Origin of the sequence: Nonomuraea dietziae (assembly GCF_014195505.1) — a bacterium.
Taxonomy (GTDB): domain Bacteria; phylum Actinomycetota; class Actinomycetes; order Streptosporangiales; family Streptosporangiaceae; genus Nonomuraea; species Nonomuraea roseola.
The window spans coordinates 4,504,654-4,526,359 of the sequence record NZ_JACIBV010000001.1 but is presented as its reverse complement, the minus strand read 5'-3'; the positions used below and the strand labels follow the sequence as shown (position 1 = coordinate 4,526,359).

Annotated in this window: 19 protein-coding genes and 2 riboswitches; of the genes, 11 read left to right on the top strand and 8 right to left on the bottom strand. The window is 73.6% G+C overall.

All coding sequences use genetic code 11. The features are described 5' to 3' along the window. Window positions 1-15 precede the first annotated feature (15 nt). A riboswitch (cobalamin riboswitch) is annotated at window positions 16-144 on the top strand. A gap of 31 nt (window positions 145-175) precedes the next feature. Genes FHR33_RS21320 through FHR33_RS21295 form a run of 6 tightly spaced genes read left to right on the top strand, consistent with a single transcriptional unit; the run spans window position 176 to window position 5,876 of the window. After that, a complete protein-coding gene (locus FHR33_RS21320; protein ID WP_183650554.1) occupies window positions 176-367 on the top strand; it encodes a CbtB domain-containing protein in 192 nt (63 codons plus the stop codon). 9 nt (window positions 368-376) lie between these two features. After that, complete coding sequence (locus FHR33_RS21315) at window positions 377-1,138, top strand: CbtA family protein (protein ID WP_183650551.1); 762 nt, start codon at window positions 377-379, stop codon at window positions 1,136-1,138. A gap of 5 nt (window positions 1,139-1,143) precedes the next feature. After that, on the top strand, window positions 1,144-1,743 hold the full coding sequence (locus FHR33_RS21310; protein ID WP_183650548.1) for a histidine phosphatase family protein: 600 nt from the start codon (window positions 1,144-1,146) through the stop codon (window positions 1,741-1,743). Beyond that, complete coding sequence (locus FHR33_RS21305) at window positions 1,740-3,818, top strand: VWA domain-containing protein (protein WP_183650545.1); 2,079 nt, start codon at window positions 1,740-1,742, stop codon at window positions 3,816-3,818. Before FHR33_RS21310 ends, FHR33_RS21305 begins: the two co-directional genes overlap by 4 nt. Window position 3,819: 1 nt before the next feature. Beyond that, window positions 3,820-4,422, top strand: a complete 603-nt coding sequence (cobO, locus tag FHR33_RS21300; protein WP_183650542.1) for a cob(I)yrinic acid a,c-diamide adenosyltransferase — start codon at window positions 3,820-3,822, stop codon at window positions 4,420-4,422. An 8-nt stretch (window positions 4,423-4,430) separates the two neighbouring features. Continuing rightward, window positions 4,431-5,876 carry a cobyrinic acid a,c-diamide synthase CobB gene (locus FHR33_RS21295; protein WP_183660211.1) on the top strand — a complete coding sequence of 482 codons (1,446 nt, stop codon included), beginning with the start codon at window positions 4,431-4,433 and terminating at the stop codon, window positions 5,874-5,876. Here FHR33_RS21295 and cobN read toward each other — a convergent pair. Beyond that, window positions 5,831-9,523, bottom strand: coding sequence for a cobaltochelatase subunit CobN (gene cobN, locus FHR33_RS21290; protein WP_183660210.1), 3,693 nt, complete (start codon window positions 9,521-9,523; stop codon window positions 5,831-5,833). The two genes, FHR33_RS21295 and cobN, sit on opposite strands and share 46 nt — an antisense overlap. A gap of 108 nt (window positions 9,524-9,631) precedes the next feature. Continuing rightward, a riboswitch (cobalamin riboswitch) is annotated at window positions 9,632-9,757 on the bottom strand. Between the two features lie 57 nt (window positions 9,758-9,814). On the opposite strand from cobN, the gene cobG reads away from it, so the two are divergent. Genes cobG through FHR33_RS21275 form a run of 3 tightly spaced genes read left to right on the top strand, consistent with a single transcriptional unit; the run spans window position 9,815 to window position 13,364 of the window. Then, entirely contained in the window at window positions 9,815-11,086 is a 1,272-nt protein-coding gene (gene cobG, locus FHR33_RS52730; RefSeq protein WP_221241184.1) for a precorrin-3B synthase, read from the top strand. Beyond that, window positions 11,083-11,703: a precorrin-8X methylmutase gene (locus tag FHR33_RS21280; protein WP_183650540.1), complete on the top strand. Its 621-nt coding sequence runs from the start codon at window positions 11,083-11,085 to the stop codon at window positions 11,701-11,703. The genes cobG and FHR33_RS21280 overlap by 4 nt, the downstream gene beginning before the upstream one ends. A gap of 5 nt (window positions 11,704-11,708) precedes the next feature. After that, complete coding sequence (locus FHR33_RS21275; RefSeq protein ID WP_183660208.1) at window positions 11,709-13,364, top strand: precorrin-2 C(20)-methyltransferase; 1,656 nt, start codon at window positions 11,709-11,711, stop codon at window positions 13,362-13,364. A gap of 14 nt (window positions 13,365-13,378) precedes the next feature. Here FHR33_RS21275 and FHR33_RS21270 read toward each other — a convergent pair whose 3' ends face one another. After that, window positions 13,379-14,104, bottom strand: coding sequence for a cobalt-precorrin-6A reductase (locus tag FHR33_RS21270; RefSeq protein WP_183650537.1), 726 nt, complete (start codon window positions 14,102-14,104; stop codon window positions 13,379-13,381). A gap of 20 nt (window positions 14,105-14,124) precedes the next feature. Here FHR33_RS21270 and FHR33_RS21265 point away from each other — a divergent pair, with 20 nt between their 5' ends. Then, window positions 14,125-15,174, top strand: a complete 1,050-nt coding sequence (locus tag FHR33_RS21265) for a cobalt-precorrin-5B (C(1))-methyltransferase (protein ID WP_183650534.1) — start codon at window positions 14,125-14,127, stop codon at window positions 15,172-15,174. Here FHR33_RS21265 and cobM read toward each other — a convergent pair. Genes cobM through FHR33_RS21250 form a run of 3 tightly spaced genes read right to left on the bottom strand, consistent with a single transcriptional unit; the run spans window position 15,165 to window position 17,514 of the window. Continuing rightward, a complete protein-coding gene (cobM, locus tag FHR33_RS21260; protein WP_183650531.1) occupies window positions 15,165-15,911 on the bottom strand; it encodes a precorrin-4 C(11)-methyltransferase in 747 nt (248 codons plus the stop codon). The genes FHR33_RS21265 and cobM overlap by 10 nt on opposite strands. Next, on the bottom strand, window positions 15,908-17,104 hold the full coding sequence (gene cbiE / locus FHR33_RS21255) for a precorrin-6y C5,15-methyltransferase (decarboxylating) subunit CbiE (RefSeq protein ID WP_183650528.1): 1,197 nt from the start codon (window positions 17,102-17,104) through the stop codon (window positions 15,908-15,910). The genes cobM and cbiE overlap by 4 nt, the downstream gene beginning before the upstream one ends. After that, complete coding sequence (locus FHR33_RS21250; protein WP_376773188.1) at window positions 17,101-17,514, bottom strand: pyridoxamine 5'-phosphate oxidase family protein; 414 nt, start codon at window positions 17,512-17,514, stop codon at window positions 17,101-17,103. Before FHR33_RS21250 ends, cbiE begins: the two co-directional genes overlap by 4 nt. 49 nt (window positions 17,515-17,563) lie before the next feature. Here FHR33_RS21250 and FHR33_RS21245 point away from each other — a divergent pair, with 49 nt between their 5' ends. Continuing rightward, window positions 17,564-18,415: a bifunctional methylenetetrahydrofolate dehydrogenase/methenyltetrahydrofolate cyclohydrolase gene (locus FHR33_RS21245; RefSeq protein ID WP_183650524.1), complete on the top strand. Its 852-nt coding sequence runs from the start codon at window positions 17,564-17,566 to the stop codon at window positions 18,413-18,415. 33 nt (window positions 18,416-18,448) lie between these two features. On the opposite strand, the gene murQ is transcribed toward FHR33_RS21245, so the two are convergent. From murQ to FHR33_RS21230, 3 genes are read right to left on the bottom strand one after another with little or no spacing between them, the layout of a single operon-like run. Then, on the bottom strand, window positions 18,449-19,342 hold the full coding sequence (gene murQ, locus FHR33_RS21240) for an N-acetylmuramic acid 6-phosphate etherase (protein ID WP_183650522.1): 894 nt from the start codon (window positions 19,340-19,342) through the stop codon (window positions 18,449-18,451). Between the two features lie 58 nt (window positions 19,343-19,400). Then, complete coding sequence (locus FHR33_RS21235; RefSeq protein WP_312895647.1) at window positions 19,401-20,261, bottom strand: MurR/RpiR family transcriptional regulator; 861 nt, start codon at window positions 20,259-20,261, stop codon at window positions 19,401-19,403. Further along, window positions 20,258-21,664 (bottom strand): glycoside hydrolase family 3 protein, encoded by a 1,407-nt coding sequence (locus FHR33_RS21230; protein ID WP_312895646.1) that lies wholly within the window; start codon window positions 21,662-21,664, stop codon window positions 20,258-20,260. The genes FHR33_RS21235 and FHR33_RS21230 overlap by 4 nt, the downstream gene beginning before the upstream one ends. Window positions 21,665-21,706 lie beyond the last annotated feature (42 nt).

Genomic DNA, 21,706 nt, shown 5'->3' with positions numbered 1-21,706 from the left:
GACGAGATCCGGAGGAAGAGATACGTTCCGGGAGATTTCGCGGCGAATCAGGGGAAATCCGGTGAGATGCCGGTGCGGACGCGCCACTGTATCCGGGGCCACAACCTCGGGAGCCAGGTCACCTGACCGCTGCGACCTCACCTAGCGGGACGCGTCATCCCTGAGGAGGCTCTACATGAGTGGTCTGTCCACGTCTGCGAACCCGATTCCGCTCCACCGTCTTGCGCGCTGGCTGCTGGCCGTGCCCGTTCTGATGCTGCTCGCCTACCTCGTCCTGATGGACAACGGCGCGATCTCGCAGACCGGTACGTTCCTGCACGAGCTGATGCACGACGGGCGTCACCTGCTCGGCGTGCCGTGCCACTGAGGCCCGGCCGTGATCAGAACCCTGCTGGTCAGGGGGCTGCTCGTCGGGCTGCTCGCGGGACTCGTCGCCGGAGGCTTCGCCTTCCTAGCCGGTGAGCCGCACATCGACAGCGCCATCGCGCTGGAGGAGGCCGCAGCGGCGGCCGCCTCCGGCGACGGCGCGTCGGCCCCGCACTCGCACGACGCGGGGGCGCCGGCGGAGCATCACCACGGCGAGGGAGCCGTGGTCGGCAGGCCGGTGCAGCGCGCCGGGCTCTTCCTCGCGACCGGCCTGTACGGCGTGGCGGTGGGCGGCGTGTTCGCCCTCGCCTTCGCCGGGCTGCGCGGTCGCGTGGGACCCCGCTCCGAGCCCCTGCTGGCGATCGCCGCCGCCGCGACCGCCTTCGGCGCCATCGTCCTCATCCCCTTCCTGAAATATCCGGCCAACCCGCCCGCGGTGGGCGACCCGGAGACCATCACCGCCAGGACCCTGCTCTACGTGGTGATGGTCGCCGTCGGGCTCGCCTCCGTCGCGATCGGCGTCGCGGCCGCCCGCAGGGTCACCGTCCAGGAGGTGTGGGCGCGCGGCCTGGTCGGCGGCGTGTGCTTCCTGGTCCCCGTGGTGGCCGCGTGGGTGCTGCTGCCCACCGTGGACGAGGTGCCCTCGGGCTTTCCCGCCTCGTTGCTCTGGGACTTCAGGGTCGCCTCCCTCGGCACCCAGCTGGTCTTCTGGGCGGCCTTCGGCGCGCTGTTCGCGCTGGCGGGCGAGCGCGCGAAGGCACGGGTCGGCTGACCGGCGTGCTGTTCGTCCGGCACGCTTCCACGCCAGGGATGCGCGGCGCGCGCTTCCCTTCGGGGCGTGAGGGCGCCGACCCCTCGAGCCTGGAGGCGGCGGCGCGCCTCACGGCCTCACTCGGGTCCTTCGAGACGGGGCCGGCGTTCGTGTCGCCCGCACGGGCGGCGTGGGAGACGGCGGTGGCGATGGGCTTGGAGCCCGTGGTCGTGGCGGCGCTGGCCGAGCAGGACCACGGCAGGTGGTCCGGCCTGCCGTACGAGGAGGTGGCGGTGCGGGAGCCCGAGTCCTTCGCCCGCTGGCTGGCCGACAGGGACGCCGCGCCGCACGGCGGCGAGTCGCGTTCGGCGGCGGCGGAGAGGGTCGCGCGCTGGCTGGACGAGCGGCACGAGCAGGAAGGCGACAGCGGCGCCGGCCGAAGCGGGAGCGGCGGCGGGGGGAGGGCGGTCGTCGTCTGTGACGTGGGCGCCATCAGGGCCGCGCTCGGTCACGCGCTCGGGGCCGATCCTGCCCCCTTCGACCTCGCACCGCTCTCCCTCACACAGTTGTCCGCCGCCCGCGAGGGGTGGCGGATCGGGTACGTCAACCGAAAGGCCGCCTCGTGACCTATCCCTTCAGCGCCGTCGTCGGGCTCGACGATCTCAAGCTGGCGCTGGTGCTCAACGCCGTCTCGCCCCGCGTGGGCGGCGTGCTCGTGAGGGGCGAGAAGGGCACGGCCAAGTCGACCATCGTCAGGGCGCTCGCCGCCCAGCTGCCCGCCGTGGACGTGCTGGCGGGCTGCCGCTTCGCCTGCGACCCGCTGCAGCCCGACCCGCAGTGCCCCGACGGGCCGCACGAGCCAGGCGAGCAGGTCGTCACCAGGGCGGCCTCGCTGGTGGAGCTGCCGGTGGGCGCGTCGGAGGATCGCCTGGTCGGCTCGCTCGACCTGGAGCGGGCGCTGACCGAGGGCGTCAAGGCGTTCGAGCCAGGACTGCTGGCGGCCGCCCACAGGGGCGTCCTCTACGTGGACGAGGTCAACCTCCTGCACGACCACCTCGTGGACCTGCTGCTCGACGCGGCGGCCCTGGGCACCTGCTACGTGGAACGCGAGGCCGTCTCGGTCCGGCACGCGGCCAGGTTCCTGCTGGTCGGCACCATGAACCCGGAGGAGGGCGAGCTGCGTCCCCAGCTCCTCGACCGCTTCGGGCTCACCGTCGAGGTGCGGGCCTCGCGCGACCCCGCCGAGCGGGCCGAGGTGGTACGGCGGCGCATGGCCCACGACGCCGACCCCGACGGCTTCGCCGCCGGATGGAGCGCGCAGGAGGCGGCGCTGGCCGAGGGGATCGCGGCGGCGAGGGAGCGGCTGGCCTCGGTGGAGCTGCCCGACGCGAGGCTGCGCCAGATCGCCGAGGTGTGCGCGGCCTTCGAGGTGGACGGGCTGAGGGCCGACCTGGTCACCGCGCACGCGGCGGTGGCGCACGCGGCGTGGCGGGGCTCACCGGTGGTGACCACGGAGGACGTGCGGGTGGCGGCCAGGCTGTCGCTCCCGCACCGGCGCAGGCGCGACCCCTTCGACGCGCCGGGACTGGACGAGCAGCTGCTGGAGGACCTGCTGGCCAGGACCTCCGGCGACGAGAGTCCTGACGACGAGAACCCTGACGACGACGGCCCAGGGGGCTCCCGTCCTTCCGGAGACCCCGACGGCGCCCACGGCCCCGACGACTCCCGGGCCGCTGAGGGCTCCGAGGGGCCCGAGGGCTCGGACGGTTCCGACGGGTCGGGCGGGCGCGACGGCTCCGGTGACCGGGGTGGCGCCGACGCCGTCGGGTCCGGCGGCGAGGAGGCGCCTTCCCGCGACCGAACCTCCCGTCAGGAAGCCTCCCGAGGGGAGGTCTCCGAGGAGAGGGGTGGGGAAGTGGCGGGCGTGGCGGCGCCGTACCGGGTGCCGTGGCTGAAGGTGCCCGGCCTCGGCGACGGCGCCTCGGGGCGGCGGTCGAGGGCGCGCACCCCGCACGGCCGCACCACCGGCGCGCGCGTTCCCGAGGGCCCGCTCCGCTCGCTCCACCTCACCGCCACGATCGCCGCCGCCGCGCCGTACCAGCGCGAGCGCGGACGCACCGGGCCCGGCCTGCTCGTCCGAGGAGAGGACCTGCGCGAGGCGGTGAAGGAGGGCAGGGAGGGCAACCTCGTGCTCTTCGTCGTCGACGCCAGCGGCTCCATGGCCGCCCGCAGGCGGATGACCACCGTCAAGACCGCCGTCATGAGCCTGCTGCTGGACGCCTACCAGCGGCGCGACAAGGTCGGCCTGGTCACCTTCAGGGGCGCCGCCGCCGAGGTGGCGCTCCCTCCGACCTCGTCGGTCGAGGCGGGCGCGGCGCGGCTGCGCGCGCTGCCCACGGGCGGGCGCACCCCACTGGCGGCGGGCCTGGCCCGCGCGGCCGAGGTGCTGAGGGTGGAGCGGCTGCGCGACCCCGACCGCAGACCGCTGCTCGTGGTGGTGACCGACGGGCGCGCCACCTCGGGAGGCGACGTGGGCCGCGCCGCGGCCCTGCTCACCGGTACGGCCGCCGTCGTCGTCGACTGCGAGAGCGGCCCCGTACGGCTGGGCCTGGCAGGACGCCTCGCGGCGAGACTGCGCGCCCACCTCGTCCCGCTCGACGGGATGGATGACCTCATCCGCGACTACAGGAAGGCCGGTTGACATGCCGCAGGGCAAGCCGGAGATCGTCCCCGACGACGGGCTCACCACCCGCCAGCGCAGGAACAGGCCGCTGCTGATCGTCCACACGGGCCCTGGCAAGGGCAAGTCGACGGCCGCGTTCGGGATGGCGCTGCGCGCGTGGAACCAGGGCTGGCCGATCGGGGTGTTCCAGTTCGTGAAGTCGGCCAAGTGGCGCATCGGCGAGGAGCGGGCGCTGCGCGTGCTCGGCGACTCGGCCGAGGGCGGCGCCGTCACCTGGCACAAGATGGGCGAGGGCTGGTCGTGGATCCAGCGTCCTGGCACCGAGGACGACCACGCCGCCGACGCCCGCGAGGGCTGGGAGCAGATCAAGCGCGACCTGGCAGGGGAGACCTACAGGTTCTACGTGCTCGACGAGTTCACCTACCCGCTCAAGTGGGGCTGGCTGGACCTGGACGAGGTGGTGGAGACGCTCGCGGGCCGTCCCGGCGGCCAGCACGTCGTGATCACCGGCAGGGACGCGCCGGAGAAACTGCTCGCGGTGGCCGACCTGGTGACGGAGATGGGCAAGGTCAAGCACCCCATGGACGCGGGCCAGAAGGGACAGAAGGGCATCGAGTGGTAGTGCCGCGCCTGGTGATCGCCGCGCCCGCCTCGGGCAGCGGCAAGACGACCGTGGCGACGGGGCTCATGGCGGCGCTGCGGGCGCGCGGGCTGCGGGTCTCGCCGCACAAGGTGGGCCCCGACTACATCGACCCCGGCTACCACGCGCTGGCCACCGGACGGCCTGGCCGCAACCTCGACCCGTGGCTGACCGGCGAGTCGACGGTGCGGCCGCTGTTCCTGCACGGCGCCCGCGGCGCGGACCTCGCCGTGGTCGAGGGCGTGATGGGGCTGTTCGACGGCAGGGGCGACACCGATGTCGCCTCGACCGCGCACGTCGCCAGGCTGCTGGACGCCCCTGTCGTCCTCGTGGTGGACGCCGCCCGTCAGAGCAGGTCGGTGGCGGCCGTCGTGCACGGGTTCGCCACCTTCGACCCCCGCGTGCGGGTGGGCGGCGTCATCCTCAACAGGGTGGGCTCCGACCGGCACGAGGAGCTGTGCCGGTCGGCGCTGGCCGCGGCGGGGGTGCGGGTCATGGGCGCGCTGCGACGCGACGACGCCGTCTCCACGCCCTCGCGCCATCTGGGCCTGATCCCCGCCGCCGAGCGTGAGGCCGAGGCGGTGGCGGCGGTGGAGAGGCTGGGCGAACTGGTGGCCCGCTCGTGCGACCTGGAGGCGCTGGTACGACTCGCGCGGACGGCTCCCGCGCTGCCCGGACGGCCGTGGAGCCCCCGCGAGGCGCTGGCCACTCCTGCGGGGCGCGTGCCCGAGGCCGCGGGGGGCGTGCCCGAGGCTGTGGGGCGCATGCCTGAGACTGCGCGGCGCGTGCCCGGGGGCAGCCGGGCGGAGACCTCGGCCGGTGCGCCGCGAGGCGGTCGCGGCAGCGGGCCGGTGGTCGCGGTGGCCGGGGGCGCGGCGTTCACCTTCGGGTACGCCGAGCACGCCGAGTTGCTCCAGGCGGCAGGGGCCGAGGTGGCGACCTTCGATCCGCTGCGCGACGAGGCGTTGCCGGAGGGGACGGCGGGCGTCGTGATCGGTGGCGGCTTCCCCGAGATGTACGCCGCCGACCTGGCCGCCAACGAGCCGCTCAAGCGGCGGATCGCCGCCTTCCCCGGCCCTGTCGCGGCCGAGTGCGCGGGGCTGCTGTACCTGTGCGAGAGCCTTGACGACCACACCATGTGCGGAAAAATCGCGGCGAAGGCGGAAATGACGCCCAGGCTCACCCTTGGCTACCGCGACGCCGTCGCCACCCGCGACTCGTTGCTCACCCGCGCGGGCGAACCGTACAGGGGGCACGAGTTCCACCGGACGGCCGTGACCACGGATGGCGAGCCGCTCTTCCGGTGGGAGGGCGGTGGAGACGGCCACGGCGACCCGCTCCTGACCGCCTCCTACCTGCACTTGCACTGGGCCGGCACGCCGAGCGCCGCTCAGCGGCTGGTGTCGTCCTCCAGGTCGCCCTCCGCCTTGAGGTAGGCCTCCTGCAGGTCGCGCAGCACGTCGGGGTCGGGGTGCTCCCACATCCCCCGTTCGGCGGCCTCCAGCAGGCGCTCGGCGATCCCGTGTAGCGCCCACGGGTTCGACCGCTCCATGAACTCCCTGTTCTCGGGGTCGAGCACGTACGCCTCGGTGAGCTTGTCGTACATCCAGTCGGCGATGACGCCGGTGGTGGCGTCGTAGCCGAACAGGTAGTCGACGGTCGCGGCCAGTTCGAAGGCGCCCTTGTAGCCGTGGCGGCGCATCGCGGCCAGCCAGTTCGGGTTCACCACCCGCGCCCTGAAGATCCGCGAGGTCTCCTCCGACAGCGTGCGCGTCCGCACGGCGTCGGGGCGGGTGCTGTCGCCCACGTAGGCCGCGGGCGCGCGTCCCGTCAGCGCCCGTACGGTCGCCACCATCCCGCCGTGGTACTGGAAGTAGTCGTCGGAGTCGGCGATGTCGTGCTCGCGGGTGTCGATGTTCTTCGCCGCGACCGCGATACGGCGGTAGGCGCTCTCCATGTCCTGGCGGGCGGGCACGCCGTCCAGGTCGCGGCCGTAGGCGAAGCCGCCCCACACCGCGTACACCTCGGCCAGGTCGGCGTCGTCGCGCCAGTTGCGGCTGTCGATGAGGGGGAGCAGGCCCGCGCCGTACGCGCCGGGGCGCGAGCCGAAGACGCGCATCGTGGCCCTGCGCTCGTCGCCGTGTCCCGCCAGGTCGGCGGCGACGTGGGCGCGCACGTGGTTGTCCTCGGCGGGCTCCTCCAGGGCGGCCACCATGCGCACCGCGTCGTCCAGCATGGCCACCACGTGCGGGAAGGCGTCGCGGAAGAAGCCGCTGATGCGGACCGTCACGTCGATGCGCGGACGGCCGAGCTCCTCCAGCGGCACGGGTTCGAGCCTGGTGACCCGCCTGGACGCCTCGTCCCACACCGGGCGCACGCCGAGCAGCGAGAGCACCTCCGCCACGTCGTCGCCTGCCGTGCGCATCGCGCTGGTGCCCCATACCGACAGCCCCACCGAGCTCGGCCACTCGCCGGTCTCGGCGCGGTAGCGGGCCAGCAGCGACTCCGCCATCGCCTGGCCCGTCTCCCACGCCAGCCTGCTCGGCACCGCCCTCGGATCGACCGAGTAGAAGTTCCTGCCGGTCGGAAGGACGTTGATCAGGCCGCGCAGCGGGGAGCCGCTGGGCCCTGCCGGGACGTAGCCGCCGTCGAGCGCGTGCAGGAGGTGGTCGATCTCGTCGGTCGTCCTGGCCAGCCTGGGGACGACCTCGGTGGCGGCGAACTCCAGGATCCGCGTCACCGTCTCCCGCCCCGCCCCCGGCTTTCCTCCGAGCGCGGGATCCCGGTCGGAGCGGCCGGCAGGCCCTGTCGTGCCGAGGATCGACTCGGTCACCTCGGAGGCGGCGGCGGGGTCCCAGCCCCTGGCCTCCATGCCCTCGACCAGCGCCCTGGCGCTCTCCTCGGCGGCGTCCACGTCGCCCAGGCCCGCGCTGCCGTCCTCGGCCAGGCCCAGAGCCTCCCTGAGCCCCGGCAGTGTCTGCGCGCCCGCCCACATCTGGCGGGCGCGCAGCATGGCCAGCACCAGGCTCACCCGCGCCGCGCCCTCGGGGGCGGCGCCGAGCACGTGCAGGCCGTCGCGGATCTGCGCGTCCTTCACCTCGCACAGCCAGCCGTCCACGTGCAGCAGGAAGTCGTCGAACTCCGCGTCGTGCGGGCGATCGGCCAGCCCCAGATCGTGGTCGAGCCTGGCGGCCTGGATCAGCGTCCAGATCTGCGCCCTGATCGCGGGCAGCTTGGCCGGGTCCATCGCGGCGATCGAGGCGTGCTCGTCGAGGAGCTGCTCCAGCCTGGCGATGTCCCCGTACGTCTCCGCGCGGGCCATCGGCGGCACCATGTGGTCCACCAGGACGGCATGCGCCCTCCGCTTGGCCTGCGTCCCCTCGCCGGGGTCGTTCACCAGGAACGGGTAGACCAGCGGCAGATCGCCCAGCGCCGCGTCAGGACCGCACGCCGCCGACAGCCCCGCCGACTTGCCCGGCAGCCACTCCAGGTTGCCGTGCTTGCCGACGTGCACCATCGCGTGCGCCCCGAACTCCGCCGACAGCCACCGGTAGGCGGCCAGGTAGTGGTGGCTGGGCGGCAGGTCGGGGTCGTGGTAGATCGCGATCGGGTTCTCGCCGAAACCCCGGGGCGGCTGCACCATCACCACGACGTTGCCCGCCCTGAGCGCGGCCAGGACGATGTCGCCCTCGTGCGTGAACAGCTCGCCGGGCGGCGGGCCCCAGTGCCGCTCCATCGCCTCGCGCAGCTCCTCGGGGAGCGTGCCGTACCACTCGAGGTAGGTGGCGGAGGGGATGCGCACGGGGTTGGCGGCCAGCTGCTCCTCCGTCAGCCAGTCCTGGTCCTGCCCGCCCGCCGCGATGAGGGCGTGGATCAGCGCGTCGCCGTCCTGTCCTGCCACGCCGGGCAGGCCCTCGCCCAGGTCGTAGCCCGCCTCCGCCAGCCTGGCCAGCAGCTTCACGGTGCTCGCGGGGGTGTCGAGGCCGACCGCGTTGCCGATCCTCGCGTGCTTGGTCGGGTAGGCCGACAGCATCACCACGAGTCTCTTGTCGGCGTTCGGGACGTGCCTGAGCCTCGCATGCCGTACGGCGGTGCCCGCCACGCGGGCCGCGCGCTCGGGATCGGCCACGTAGACGGTCAGGCCGTCCTCGTCCACCTCCTTGAACGAGAACGGCACCGTGATGATCCGGCCGTCGAACTCGGGGATGGCCACCTGCGAGGCGGCGTCCAGCGGGGACAGGCCGTCGTCGTTCTCCTCCCACGCCTGTCTGCTCGTGGTCAGGCACAGGCCCTGCAGGATGGGGATGTCCAGCTCGGCCAGCGCGCCGACGTCCCACGCCGCGTCGTCGCCACCGGCTCCCGCGGTCGCCGGCCTGCTGCCCCCTGCCGCCAGCACGGTCACCACCAGCGCGTCGGCCTGTCCCAGCACGGACAGCAGCTCGGGCTCCGCCGTACGCAGCGAGGAACAGAAGACGGGCAGCGCGCGCCCGCCCGCCTCCTCGATCGCCTCGCAGAGAGCGCGGACGAACGCGGTGTTCCCTGCCAGATGATGCGCCCGGTAGTAGAGCACCCCCACCACGGGCCGCTCCGCACCGCCCCCCTCGCGGAGGCGGGCGGCCGGCCCGCGCTCGTCGCCGGGGTCGGCGGCGGATCGGGGCTCTTCGTCGAGCAGGCCCCATGTCGGCGTCGGTTCGGGGGCGGCGAACCCGTGCCCGGTCAGCAGCACCGTGTCCGACAGGAAGGCGTGCAGCTCGGCCAGGTTGCCGGGGCCGCCGTGGGCGAGGTAGGCGTGCGCCTCGGCACACGTGCCGCCGCTGACCGTGGACAGCTCCATCAGCTCGGCGTCAGGCGCCTGCTCCCCGCCCAGCACCACCACCGGCCTGGGGCCGGCGAGCAGCCGGTCGAGGCCCTCCTCCCACGCCCTGCGCCCGCCGAGCAGCCGCACCACCACCAGGTCGACGCCCTCGACGAGCGCGGGCAGCTCCTCGGGTGTCAGCCGTGCGGGGTTCCCCAGCCGGTACGCGGCGCCACTCGCCCTGGCGCTCAGCAGGTCGGTGTCGGAGGTGGAGAGCAACAGCACCAGGGTCTGGGCGTCGGGGGTCGCCTGTGACGGGGTTTCGGGGGTCGCCTCGGACACGGCGGAACTCCTCCCTCGGGGTCCTCGCCCCGGTCGCGGGTGTCACGAGAGCGGGAGTCTCCTGGCTTCCGGATCGACGCTCACCCCGGCCTTCCCGTCCGTCGCCGGACAGTGGCCTTCGGTGGGGTTCGCTCCCCGGTTACAGTGGCGGGACCGCGCCGGCATCGCACCGGCTTCCTCCGTTCGCCCTCGTCTGCGATCAGCCTAGAGGGTTTTGGACGGGTTACCATCCTCCCCGTGGACATAGCCGACTTTTACGGACATGTGCGCCCTGACGCCTGTCCGGGGGCGCTACAGGTCCACACCGCCGCGGACGGCGCCCTCGCCCGCATCCGCATCCCGGGCGGCGCGCTGTCCGCGACCCAGCTGCGAGAGGTGGCCGCCTGCTCCGCCGAGCTGGGCTCGGGCGTCATCGAACTGACCTCCCGCGCCAACCTCCAGCTCAGAGGCCTTCCCTCCGCCGACGCTCCATCGGCGACGGAGGCGGGGGCGTTCGCCGCTCGGATCGCCGCAGTGGGGCTGCTGCCGTCGGAGACGCACGAGCGCGTGCGCAACATCCTCGCCTCGCCGCTGGCCGGGCGGGTGGAGGCGTCTCTGGTGGACGTGCGTCCGCTGGTCACGGCCCTGGACCGGGGGCTGTGCGCGAGCCCTGAGCTGACCGGGCTGTCGGGCCGGTTCCTCTTCGCCCTTGACGACGGCACGGGCGACCTGCTCTCCATCGGCGCCGACGTGACCTTCCTGGCCACCTCGTCCTCCGGCGGCCTCCTCCGCCTCGGCGGGGCGACGGCCGGGATCCCGGTGCTCGTGGACGAGGTGGTGCCGTCGATGCTCGCGGCCGCCTCGGCCTTCCTCGAGCTGTCCGATGGCACGGCCTGGCGCGTCGGTGACCTCCCCGACGGCCCCGCCCTGCTCGCTTCCCGCCTGCTCCACGGCGGGCCGGTCGCGTCGAGGGACCTGGGCGGGGCACCGGGCGGTCCCTGCCGAGAGATCGCGAGCTTACGGGCGCCGGACGCGCGGGTGGTCCCGCAGCGGGACGGCCGGGTCGCGTTGGAGGTGGTGGTCCCGCTCGGACGGCTCTCCGCGGACCAGGCCAGGGCGCTGGCCGACGTGGCCGACGAGGTGCGGGTCACGCCCTGGCGGACGGCCGTCCTTCCCGACCTCCGTCCCGAGGACGTCGAGCGGGTCGCCGACGAGCTCACCACAGTGGGGCTGGTCACCGGCTCCGGCACTGCCTGGGCGGGGCTCAGCGCCTGCACAGGGAGTCCCGGGTGCGCCAAGTCGCTCGCCGACGTCCAAGGTGATGCCAGGCGGTGGGCCATGGGCACACGAGAGCCGTCCACGCCGGCCGTCCCCGACGGTGTCCTCGTGCACTGGGCCGGGTGTGAGCGGCGGTGCGGGCGCCCGAAGGGGGAGGTCGTCGACGTGGTCGCCACCCCGACCGGCTACCTGGTCGGGCACGGCAGGAAGACAGAGAAGACCGAGAAGACAGAGACCAGAGGGGACATGTGAGCGACTACATCCGTGACGGCGCCGAGATCTACCGGCGCTCGTTCGCCACCATCCGTGCGGAGTCCGATCTGAGCGGTCTGCCGCAGGACGTCGCGCAGGTGGCCGTTCGCATGATCCACGCCTGCGGCATGACCGACCTGGTGACCGACCTCGGCTACTCGGAGAAGGTCGTCGCCGACGCCAGGCGGGCGCTGCGGGACGGCGCGCCCATCCTCTGCGACGCGATGATGGTCGCCTCCGGCGTGACCAGGAGCCGCCTGCCGCGCGACAACGAGGTGGTCTGCACGCTCGGCGATCCGAGCGTCCCCGCGCTGGCCGAGAGCATGGGGACCACGCGCAGCGCGGCGGCGCTGGAGCTGTGGCGCGACAGGCTCGACGGCGCGGTGGTCGCGGTGGGCAACGCGCCGACGGCCCTGTTCAGGCTGCTCGAACTGGTCGAGGAGGGCGCGGGACGGCCTGCGGCGGTGCTCGGCATCCCCGTGGGCTTCATCGGCGCGGCCGAGTCCAAGCAGGCCCTGGCGAGCAGCGGCCTGGAGTATCTGGTGGTGCACGGCCGCAGGGGCGGCAGTGCGATGGCGGCGGCCGCGGTCAACGCGATCGCCAGTGAGCGGGAGTGAACACGGTGGCGGGACGGCTGTACGGCGTGGGCCTGGGGCCTGGCGATCCCGAGCTGGTGACGGTGAAGGCGGCCAGGCTGGTCGGCCAGGCCGACGTGATCGCCTATCACAGCGCCAGGCACGGCAGGAGCATCGCGCGCTCGATCGCGCTGCCGTACATGCGGGAGGGGCAGGCCGAGGAGCTGCTGAAGTATCCGCTGACCACGGAGAGCACCGACCATCCCGGCGGCTACCAGGGCGCGCTCGACGACTTCTACGCCGAGTGCGCCGACCGGCTGGCGGCCCACCTCGACGCGGGCAGGGACGTGGTGGTGCTGTGCGAGGGCGATCCGCTCTTCTACGGCTCCTACATGCACATGCACAAGCGGCTGGCCCATCGCTACGAGACCGAGGTGGTGCCGGGGGTCACGTCGGTGGCGGGGGCCGCCGCGGTGCTGGGGCGTCCGCTGGTGGAGCACGAGGAGACGCTGACCGTCCTGCCCGGCACGCTTCCCGCCGAGGTGATCGCCGAGAAGCTGAGGAGCGCGGACTCGGTGGCGGTGCTCAAGCTGGGGCGGACGTTCGAGAAGGTCAGGGACGCACTGGCGGAGGCCGGGCGGCTCGACGAGGCCTGGTACGTCGAGCGGGCGACCACGGCGAACCAGCGGATCGAGCGCCTCAAGGACGTGGATCCCGCGAGCGTTCCCTACTTCTCCCTGGCGATGCTGCCCAGCGGCAGCAGGCGCGCCGACCTGCCGGCGCTCTCCGCGGACGGCACCCGCGACGAGCCGCGGCTGTCCGCAGGCCGCGACGAAACGTCGGGGCTCTCCGCAGGTCGGGACGGAACGTCGGGGCTCTCCGCGGGCCGCGACGAAACGTCGGGGCTCTCCGCAGGTCGCGACGAAACGTCAGGGCTTTCCACAGGTCGCGACGAGGGGCGTGGCGAGGGGGACTGGGCGGGGGTGGCCGTGGTCGGGCTGGGGCCCGCCGGCGAGCAGTGGCTCACCCCCGAGGCCCGCCAGGTACTGGCCGAGGCGACCGACCTGGTCGGTTACGGCCCCTACGTGGACAGGGTGCCGCAGCGGCCGGGCCAGATCCGGCACCGCACCGACAACAGGGTCGAGGCCGAGCGCGCCGCGCACGCCCTGTCGCTGGCCCGCGAAGGCCGCAGGGTGGCTGTCGTCTCCTCGGGCGACCCCGGCGTGTTCGCGATGGCGAGCGCCGTGCTGGAGGCGGCGGAGGACTTTCCCGGCGTCCCCGTGCGGATCGTCCCCGGGCTGACGGCCGCGCACGCCGTGGCGAGCAGGGCGGGGGCGCCGCTCGGGCACGACTACTGCGTGGTCTCCCTGTCGGACCTGCTCAAGCCGTGGGAGGTGGTGGCCGACCGGCTGCGGGCCGCGGCGAGGGCCGACCTGGTGCTGGCGATCTACAACCCCGCCTCGCGCAGCCGTACCTGGCAGGTGGGGGCCGCCCGCGACCTCGTCATGGAGCACCGCGACCCGGCCACCCCCGTGGTGATCGGCCGCGACGTCGGGGGCCCGCAGGAGACGATCACCGTCACCACGCTCGGCGAGCTGGACCCCTCGCAGGTGGACATGCGCTGCCTGCTCATCATCGGCTCCTCCACCACCCGTGCGACGGACGGCGGCACCGTCTACACCCCGCGCCGCTACCCGGCGTGAACCCCCGGAACCTGCTACACCGCGTGGACCCACGCCGCGGCGGCCGCCACGGATTCCACGGCCACCAGGCCTTCGGGGAGCGGCGGTCTGCGGACCACGACCACCGGCAGTCCCGCTTCCTCGAAGGCGTCGAGCTTGGCGACCGTCAGGGCGCCGCCGCTGTCCTTGGTGACCAGCACGTCGAGCCCGTGAGCGCGGATCAGCTCCCGCTCACCCTCGACCGTGTACGGCCCGCGCGCCAGCAGTATCAGGAAATTTACGGGAATGGGTGGCTCGGGGGGATCGACCGATCTGGCCAGGAACCACAGGTCGGTCAGCCCGGCGAACACCGGCATGCTCCGCCGTCCCGTCGTCAGGAACACCCTGCTGCCCACCGAGGGCAGCAGGCGTGCGGCCTCCTCCAGGGAGCCGGCCTGCCGCCATCCCGGCCTGTGCGCCCATCCCGGCCGCCGCAGCACCAGCAAGGGCGTCCCGGTGGTACGGCAGGCTTCCACGGCCGAGGCGGTCATCCTGGCCGCGAAGGGATGCGTGGCGTCCACGACCGCGTCGATCCGCCCGGCGGACAGCCACGCCGCCAGCCCCTCGGCCCCGCCGAACCCGCCGACATGGACCTCGCCCACCGGCAGCCTGGGATCGCGCACCCGTCCCGCCAGGGACGACACCACGTGGACCCGTCCGGAGAGCTCCGCCGCGAGGGCGCGCGCCTCCGCCGTTCCGCCCAGGATCAGAACCCTCCGCATGCGTCCCCCATCCTCGAAGCATGACCACGCCACTGCGTCACGGCTGGACGACCGGCGCCTGCGCGACCGCCGCGACGGCGGCCGCCTACATGGCGCTGCTCACCGGCGACTTCCCCGACCCTGTGACGATCACCCTGCCCAAGGGGCAGCGTCCGGCGTTCGCGCTGGCCAGGGAGTCGCTCGGCGACGGCTTCGCCTCGGCCTCGGTGGTCAAGGACGCGGGCGACGACCCCGACGTGACGCACGGCGCGCTGATCACCTCGACCGTACGGCAGGCCGCCCCCGGCACCGGCGTCACGTTCGCGGCGGGCCGGGGCGTGGGCACGGTCACCAAGCCGGGCCTGCCCCTGGAAGTGGGGGAACCCGCCATCAACCCGGTGCCCCGCCGCATGATGGCCGAGCACATCGCGGCCATCGGCGGCCACGGCGACGTCGTCGTGGAGATCTCCGTCGAGCACGGTGAGGAGTTGGCCAGGCGCACCTGGAATCCCAGGCTCGGCATCCTGGGCGGGCTGTCGATCCTCGGGACGACGGGCATCGTCGTGCCGTACTCGTGCTCGGCCTGGATCGACAGCATCCGCAGGGGCGTGGACGTGGCCGTCGCCGCAGGCCGTACGCACGTGGCGGGGTGCACGGGCAGCACCTCCGAGCGCGTGGCGGCCGAGCTGTACGGCCTGCCCGACGACGCGCTGCTCGACATGGGCGACTTCGCGGGGGCGGTGCTGAAGTACCTGCGCCGCCACCCCGTGCCCAGGCTGACGATCGCGGGCGGCGTGGGCAAGCTGTCCAAGCTCGCCGACGGCCACCTCGACCTGCACTCGGGCCGCTCGCAGGTGAACCTGGGCCTGCTGGCGGGGCTGGTCGCCGCGCCGGAGCTGGCCGAGCGCATCAGGGGCGCCAACACCGCCCTGCACGCGCTGCGCCTGGCCGAGGAGGCGGGCGAGCCGCTGGGTGACCTGGTGGCCGAGCGGGCCCACGCCACCGCGGCGGGCGTGCTGCGCGGCGCGCCCGTCGAGGTGGACGTCGTGGTGATCGACAGAGCGGGGGCGATCGTGGGCCGTCACGGCTGACGGCATCGCTCGGCGGAGTAGAGGTGGCTGTCGGGGAAGTGCGTGGCGGTCAGCACCCTGCCCACGACGATCACCGCGGTCCTGACCACGCCCGCCTCGCTCACCTTGGCGGCGATGTCGGCGAGCGTGCCCCTGATAACCAGTTCGTCCTCGCGGCTGGCCCTGGCCACGACCGCCACGGGACACTCGGCCCCGTAACCGGGCACGAGTTCCTGCGCCACCTGCGCGATCCGCTGGACGGCCAGGTGCAGCACCATCGTGGCGCCGCTCGCCGAGAGCGTCGTCAGGTCCTCTCCCGGCGGCATCGGGGTGGCGCGTGCCGACGTGCGGGTCAGGATGATCGTCTGCCCGACGCCTGGCACGGTCAGCTCCCTGCCCAGCGTCGCCGCGGCGGCGGCGAACGCGGGCACCCCTGGCACCACCTCGTACGGCACGCCGATCGCGTCCAGCCGCCGCATCTGCTCGGCCATCGCGCTGAACACCGAAGGGTCGCCGGAGTGCAGCCTGGCCACGTCCAGCCCCTGGGCATGGGCGGCGGCGAGCTCGGCGACGATCTCGTCGAGCGTGAGGTTCGCCGTGTCCACCAGGCGGGCGCCCCGGGGGCACGACTCCAGCAGCTCGCCCGTCACCAGCGAACCCGCGTACAGGCACACGGGCGAGGACTCGATCAGCCGCAGGCCGCGCAGCGTGATCAGGTCGGCCGCGCCGGGGCCCGCGCCGATGAAGTGGACGGTCACGTGCGGCTCTCCTTGGTCGCTGTCCAGATGGTCACCGGCATCATGCTCCGCCAGCCCGTGAAGCCGCCCACGGGGGCGGCCCTGCTGACCGACAGGCGGACCAGGTCGCCGCCGTGCCTGCCGTACCAGCCGGTCAGGACGGACTCCGACTCCAGCGTGACGGCGTTGGCCACCAGCCTGCCGCCCCGCGGCAGGGCGGCCCAGCAGGTCTCGAGAAGTCCGGGGACGGTCGCGCCCCCGCCGACGAACACCGCCGAGGGCGTCGGCAGTCCCTCCAGCGCCTCGGGCGCCCTGCCCGTGACCACCCGCAGGCCGGGCACGCCGAGCGCGGCGGCGTTGCGCGCGATCCTGGCCGCGCGATCCTGGCGACTCTCCACCGCGACCGCCCTGCACGACGGATGGGTGCGCATCCACTCGATCGCGACGCTGCCCGCGCCCGCGCCGACGTCCCACAGCGACTGGCCGGGCAGCGGCGCGAGACGCGCCAGGCTGACCGCGCGCACCTCGCGCTTGGTGAGCTGCCCGTCGTGCTCGAAGGCGTCGTCGGGCAGCCCCGGCACCAGCGGCAGCGGCACGGTCCCCTGGTCGGCCACGCACTCGACGGCGACCACGTTCAGCTCCTCGCCCTTGGCCTCCCACGCGGCGGCGAGGCCCGTCACCCGTGACTCCTCCGCCGAGCCGAGCCGTGACAGCACGTGCAGGACGCTCGCGCCGTAGCCGTGCTCTCTCAGCAGCTCCGCCACCTGGACGGGGCCCTGTCCGTCGGCCGTGAGCACCAGCAGCCTGCGCCCCGGCAGCACGGCTGCGCGCAGCGCGTCGAGTGGACGGCCGACGAGGCTGACGACGGGCGTGTCCTCGACGGGCCACGCCAGCCGCGCGCAGGCCAGCGAGAGGCTGGAGGGATGCGGCAGGATGCGCAGGTTCTCCGGGCCGACCGTCCTGGCCAGCGTCGCGCCGATGCCGAAGAACATCGGATCGCCGCTGGCCAGCACGCAGGTGCCGGGCTCGGAGACGAGGCCGGGCAGCGAAGGCAGCAGCGGCGAGGGCCAGCGCACCTTCCTGGCGCCGGTGCCTGGCACGAGGTCGAGCTGGCGGGCCGAGCCGACCAGCACGGCCGCCTCGGAGATCGCCTGCCTCGCGGCGGGTGGGAGGCCGTCCCAGCCGTCGGCGCCCACGCCGACGACGGTGATCACACGTTGCCCAGGGTGTTCGTGATCGTGATCTCGATCACCACGCGGTCGGGGTTGGGACGCGGCGGCTTGTAGCGGGCGGTGTAGCGGGCCTCGGCGTCGGCGACCTGGTCGGGCTCGGTGCGCAGCACGGCCGTCCCCTCGAGGGTGGACCAGCGCCGCCCGTCGACCTGGCAGAGCGCGACCAGGGCGCCGCCGGCGACCAGGCGGGCCTTGTGGGAGTGACCCGACGTGATGACCCTGGCGATCCCCGCCTCCAGGTCGAGCGTCGCGCCCACCGGCACCACATGGGGCGTGCCGTCGGGGCGGACCGTGGTCAGCGTGCACAGGTGCCGCTCCCGCCAGAATGCGGCGAACTCCGCTCCCCGCGCGGCCAGATCCACCTTCGCCCCTTCCGTCCGTTTCTCGTGCACGGCCAGCGTAGCGACCGGCCCACGGGGACGTTCTGGAAGGATGGGGGACATGAGCGCAGTGAAACTCGACGGCAAGGCCACCGCGGCCAAGATCAAGGCGGACCTCACCACGCGGGTGGCCGCGCTCAAGGAGCGTGGCGTCGTCCCGGGGCTCGGCACCGTGCTGGTCGGCGACGACCCCGGCAGCCAGATCTACGTGGCGGGCAAGCACCGCGACTGCGCGGAGGTCGGCATCGCCTCCATCCGCGTCGACCTGCCGGAGAGCGCCTCCCAGGCCGACGTCGAGGACGCTCTCGACGAGCTCAACGCCTCACCCTCGTGCACCGGCTACATCGTCCAGCTCCCGCTGCCCAGGCACCTCGACACCATGGCCCTGCTCGAGCGCATGGACCCCGCCAAGGACGCCGACGGCCTGCACCCGGTCAACCTCGGCCGCCTCGTGCACATGGTCGACGCGCCGCTGCCGTGCACGCCGCACGGCATCGTGCTGCTGCTCCAGGAGTACGGCGTGCCGCTGAAGGGCGCCGACGTCGTGGTCGTCGGGCGCGGCATCACGGTGGGGCGCTCGCTCGGCCTGCTGCTGACCCGCCGCAGCGAGAACGCCACCGTGACCCTCTGCCACACGGGCACCGCCGACCTGGCCTCGCACGTGCGCCGCGCCGACGTCGTGGTGGCGGCGGCAGGCGTTCCAGGGCTCATCACCGCCGACATGGTCAAGCCGGGCGCCGCGGTGCTCGACGTGGGCGTGTCGCGGGTCGACGGCAAGATCGCCGGTGACGTGGCGGCGGACGTGGCCGAGGTCGCGGGCTTCCTCACCCCGAACCCCGGCGGCGTGGGCCCGATGACCCGCGCCCTGCTGCTGTCCAACGTGGTGGAGGCGGCCGAGCGCTCCCTCGTCTAGCCGTACGGGATCAGCTCGCCTAGCCGTACGGGATCAGAAGGAGCGCAGCGCCTCGCGGAGGTTGCCCGACGTGCGGGCGAGGGCCTCGCGGGCCTGGTCGGGGTCGGCGCCGGTCAGCAGCATGATGACCGCCGTCGGCACCGAGCCCTCCGCCGCCTGCAGCGCGGGTTCGACCTCCGCGTCCGGCAGCCCCGTGATCGAGGAGACCAGGTCGTGCGCGCGCGCCCACAGCTTCTCGTTCGAGGCCACCAGGTGCGTCATCAGGTTGCCGTGCGTGCGTCCGAGCCTGACCATCGTCAACGTCGAGATCATGTTGCAGACCAGCTTCTGCGCCGTTCCCGACTTGAGCCTGGTCGAGCCGGTCAGGAACTCGGGCCCCACCACCACCTCGATGGCGATCTCCGCGGCCTCGCCGAGCGGGGAGCCCTCGTTGCAGGCCACCCCGACGGTCATCGCGCCCATGGCCCTGGCGTGTCGCACGCCGCCCACCGCGTACGGCGTGCGTCCGCTGGCCGAGATGCCCACCACCGCGTCGGCGGCCGACAGCGAGACCTCCGTCAGGTCGGAGACGGCGAGCGCGGCGGAGTCCTCCGCCCCCTCCACGGCCACCGCGAAGGCCGAGGGGCCACCGGCGATCAGCGCGAACACCTCCTCGGGCGTCGTGCCGAAGGTGGGGCCGCACTCGCTGGCGTCCAGCATGCCGATGCGCCCCGCCGTGCCCGCTCCGAGGTAGATCAGCCTGCCGCCCTCCCGCATCCGCGCGGAGACGGCGTCCACGGCGGCGGCGATCCGCGCCGACTGTCCCGCCACCGCGGTGGGGACCAGCGCGTCCTGTTCGCCCATGCGCCTGACCAGGTCGAGTGTGCTGAGCCCGTCGAGATCGTCGAGGCCGGGCAGCTGCTGCTCGGTGACGAGATCGCGCAACATGATTCCCCCGTGGAATGGCGAAAATCTAACCAGCAATGACTATAGATGAAAATTTCCTTCATCGGGTCCTGAAAACCTTGAGCGCCTCCCTGGTCGCCCGCAGAGCCGTCTCGGAGCTGTCGAAGGTGCGCTGGGCGAGCCCGACGAAGATGCAGTCCACGATCAGCAGCTGGCTGATCCTGCTGGCCAGCGCCCCAGGACGGAAGGCGGTCTCCCGCCCCGCCGACACCAGCACGTGGTCGGCCACCTGGGCAAGCGACGAGCGGGGGTTGTTGGTGATGGCCACCGCAAGCGCGCCGGACTCCTTCGCCGTCCTGGTCGGCACGATCACGTCCGTGGTCTCGCCCGAGCAGCTCACCGCCACCACGACATCGCCTTCGCGCAGCAGCGCGGCGCTGGTCAGCGCGAGGTGCGCGTCGCTGAAGGGATGGCTGGACAGGCCGATGCGCATGAGCTTGTGCGCCAGGTCGGCGGCGACCAGGCCCGACGCGCCGACGCCGTAGACGTTGATCCTGCGCGCGGCGGCGATCGCCGCCACCACCTCGCCGAGCTGTTCGGGCACCAGCTGCTCGGCGGTGTCGGACAGCGCGTCGACCTCCGCCCTGGTCACCTTGGCGATCACGTCGGTGAGCGGGTCGTCGGGGCCGAGGTCGCCCGGCACCAGCCGCTCGGGCGTCTCCCTGGCCACCGCTCCCGCCAGCGCGAAGCGGAGCTGGGAGTAGCCGGAGTAGCCGAGCGCGCGGGCGGTGCGCACGATCGTCGCCTCGCTCGTGCCGGAGACGGCGCTGAACTCCGTGATCGTGCTGCGCACGACCACGCCGGGGTCATCCAGGATGATCTTGGCGATGGCCTGGGCAGCGGGGGTGAGCGAAGGGAGCACCGCCCGCACCTGCAGGACCGGGTTCACGGGCTCGTTCACCGGGTCAGCCACTGGGCCGCCGCCTTGGCCGAGACCTTGGAGATGCCGTTCGTGGCGATGTAGGCGGCGCCCGCGGGCTCGGCGGGGATGCCCGTCTCCACGACGATCACGTCGGGGCGGCGCCGTACGGCCTCCGCCACCGTCTCCCGCACCCACGGGTGGCGCGCCGCGTCGTGGATGACCAGCACCACAGGCTGGTCGCCCAGCTCGGAGGGGAGCCTGCCGACGCGCGTGGTGCCGGGCAGCAGCTCGCCGAGCGCGGCGGCGAGCCCGGTGGGCGTGTCGGGGTCGATGGCCTGGTTGTGCCTGGTGTTGACCTCCACGACGAGCGGCGCGGTGGTCAGCCTTGCCTCGCCCGTGATGGTGAGCGCCCTGCGCGCCGCCTCGAGCCCCGCCCCGTCGTCGGCCTCCACCTCGGACCGCTGCGCGCGGTGCCACTCCGAGAGGGCCAGGACCCTGCCCGCGGCCTCGGCCAGACGCTCCTCCCGCAGCGAGCCGTCCCTGACGGCCGCCACGATCGCGTCGCGGATCTCGTACAGACCCTCCGCGGTGACCAGGCCCGCGCAGATCGCGTCGACGCCCGCGTTGAGCGCGCGCACCGCGATCTCACCGGGGGGATACATCGCCGCGACGGCCTTCATCTCGATCGCGTCGGTGACCACCATCCCGTCGAAGCCCAGCTCCTCACGCAGCAGCCCGGTCAGGATGGTACGGCTGAGCGTCGCGGGCCCCTTCGGATCGAGCGCGGGGATCAGCAGGTGCGCCGACATCACGGAGCGCACCCCCGCCCTGATCGCCGCCTCGAAGGGCGGCAGGTCGCGGGCGCGGAGCTGGTCGAGCGAGGCGTGCACGGTCGGCAGCTCCAGGTGGGAGTCGGCGACGGTGTCGCCGTGCCCTGGGAAGTGCTTGGCGCAGGCGGCCACGCCCGCCGCCTGCACGCCCTTGACGTAGGCCACGGAGTGGCGCGCGACCAGCTCGGGGGTCGGGCCGAAGGAGCGGATGCCGATCACCGGGTTGGCCGGGTTGGCGTTGACGTCCACCGAGGGGGCGTAATTGAGCGTGATGCCCGTCTCGGCGAGCAGCCGTCCGATCTGCCGGCCCACCCGCTCCGTCAGTGCCACGTCGTCGACCACGCCGAGCGCCCTGTTGCCGGGGAAGGAGCTGCCCTCGCGGGCCTCCAACCTGGTGACGACCCCGCCCTCCTCGTCGATGGCGACCACCACCGCGGGGTTCTCCGCCCGCAGCTCGGCCACCAGTCCCGCGGTGCCGGGGGAGACGTTGCGGGCGAAGAGCACGGCCCCGCCGAGCCCGTCGGAAAGCGCCTTCTTCAGCCAGTCGGGGGCGGTGGTCCCCTCGAAGCCTGGCTGGAGTACCGCCATGGCGAGTCGATACAGGTCAGTCACGAGACCTCCTTCATGGGCCTCATGACCAAACAGTGGTGTCTG